We start from the raw sequence: 2484 nt of genomic DNA on the forward strand, positions 1-2484 counted from the left end.
GGCCCACAGCAGGTTGGCGATTTCCTGTGGTTTAAAGTCAGCTTTCTCTGGGTTCACTTGTAACAGCACGGCCACGGCCTCTTTGAGCTGCGGTGTCCGCTCCTGCCCGTTGTCCACCAGTTTCGCCGTGGCCCATAGCAGGTTGGCGATTTCCTGTGGTTTAAAGTTATCTTTCTGTGCGTTCACGTCGGGTAATAGGCTGGCCACGGCCTCATTGAGCCCCGGTGTCCGCTTCTGCCCGTTGTCCACCAGTTTCGCCATGGCCCACAGCAGGTTGGCGATACCCTGTGGTGTAAAGTTAGCTTTCCGTGTGCTCACATGGGGCAACAGTGCGGCCACGGCCTCGTTGAGTTCTGGTGTTTGCTCCTGCCCGTTGTCCACCAGTTTTGCCATGGCCCACAGCAGGTTGGCGATATGCTGAGGAATAAATTGGTGTTTCTGTGTGTTCACGAGGGGCACCAGCGCGGCCACGGCCTCATTGAACTCTGGTGTCCGGTCCTGCCCGTTGTCCACCAGTTTTGCCACGGCCCACAGCAGGTTGGCGATATCCTGGGCATTAAATTGGTCTTTCTGTGCGATCACGAGGGGCAACAGCGCGGCTACGGTCTCTTTGAGCTCTGGTGTCCACTCCTGCCCGTTGTCCACCAGTTTCGCCATGGCCCACAGCAGGTTGGCGATTTCCCGTGGCTTAAAGTTAGCTTTCTTTGCGTTCACGAGGGGCAACAGCGCAGCCACGGCCTCGTTGAGCCCTGGTGTCCGCTGTTGGCCGTTGTCCACCAATTTCGCCATGGCCCACAGCAGGTTGGTAATACCCTGTGCATTAAATCGGTCTTTATGTGCGTTTACCCGGGACAACAGCGTGGCCACGGCCTCGTTGAACTCTGCTGTCTGCTCCTGCCCGTTGTCCACCAGTTTCGCCATGGCCCACAGCAGGTTGGCGATTTCCTGTGGTTTAAAGTGAGCTTTCTGTGCGTTCACGTCGGCCAATAGCCTGGCCAAGGCCTCATTGAGCCCTGGTGTTCGCTCCTGCCCGTTGTCCACCAGTTTCGCCATGGCCCACAGCAGGTTGGCGATTTCCTGTGGTTTAAAGTGAGCTTTCTGTGCGTTCACGTCGGGCAATAGCCTGGCCACGGCCTCATTGAATCCTGGTGTTCGCTCCTGCCCGTTGTCCACCAGTTTCGCCATGGCCCACAGCAGGTTGGCAATATGCTGAGGAATAAATTGGTCTTTCTGTGCGTTCACGTGGGGCAACAGTGCGGCCACAGCCGCGTTGAACCCTGGTGTTCGCTCCTGCCCGCTGTCTACCAGTTTCGCCATAGCCCATAGCAGGTTGGCGACACCCTGGGCACCAATATAGCTGGCTTCAGTTTTTTGGTTGCACTTGAATATTATTGCATCAAGCAGTGTTGACAATAAGGCAGTTTGAGTAAGCTTGACACGCTCATCCAAGGGTCTATGAGGGGTAAAAACACCCGCTGAAGTAAATGAGTGCAGTGTTGTCGTCAGGCTTCGCCAATTCCAGCTCCGCGTTGCTGTGAAATTTTGCAGCAAACGCATCAACTGGCTTTGTTCCGCTCTATTTAAAGGTCTTTTAGACGCTGACGTGTATTTTTTAATTGAACTGGCGTATAGGCCGTGATCTCTTCCATCATAGCGATGACCGAAACGATACGATTTGCTCACCAGACCATCCATTATTTCCTGTTGGGTGAGAGCATTAAAATCTTGAGCAGGGTTTACTGAACGGTGCAGTAGATATTGAGAAGGGCTTGCGGCAGAAGATTGGTAAAATTCATTACGCCCCGTGCGGGGGGAATTATCCCACTGTCTGACTGTGGCATGTCTATATCGTCCACGCCTTGAAGAAGCGGCCTGGTCATCCGGTTGGTTGTCATCATTACCTGATCTTGCGTATTGACCACTGATACCAGCAGAGGTTCTATCCATAATTATATTTCATTAATTCATGAGAATATAAAAAGCAGACTGCTGTTCTGTGCAGAAGTTCATTTTATTGGAATGTTACAAATGTAAGCAGTTAGAGAAACGCATCTGCTCCTGATGCCAACCATCCGTTATCTTCAAATCATCCGGGGCGAAATTCAGGGGCAACAGGTCTTCAACGCTGGTAGAACTTTCCTGGAATGTGAAAACGGTTCCTGGGTCGAAGGGAGGGGATTACTGGCTGTTTTTTCTCTTCCTCTTGGCTGGTTTGCCGGTTTGTTCTTCTAACTGTTTTTCGACGGTTAAGTAACCGTGCTCTGTGGGTTGCCTGCCTTTATCAGCAGTAACGTATGCAGCATCTGCCCACTCTTTTTTAAGTGATACAGAACCATGCTTCTGTGGCGCGATGCCTGTCCCGGTCTTTATTTGATCAATGTATGGTTTCATTAAATCCTGATTCCCAAGCCTGTTAACCGGAATTTCAATGACCTCAAATCCTGCTTTTTGCAACAGTGCGATTTTAAGCAGAGTCGAACCATT

At 51.7% G+C, this 2484-nt stretch carries 2 protein-coding genes; both read right to left on the reverse strand.

Features of this window, described 5'->3' with window-relative positions:
* The coding region (locus tag J7439_RS25235) for a DUF1601 domain-containing protein (RefSeq protein WP_209204817.1) at positions 1-1947 on the reverse strand (1947 nt) is incomplete at its 3' end.
* A 231-nt stretch (positions 1948-2178) separates the two neighbouring features.
* On the reverse strand, positions 2179-2484 hold a 306-nt coding region (locus tag J7439_RS25240), incomplete at its 5' end, for a hypothetical protein (protein ID WP_209204818.1).

This window comes from Salinisphaera sp. G21_0, from assembly GCF_017744115.1.
Taxonomy (GTDB): domain Bacteria; phylum Pseudomonadota; class Gammaproteobacteria; order Pseudomonadales; family Endozoicomonadaceae; genus Endozoicomonas.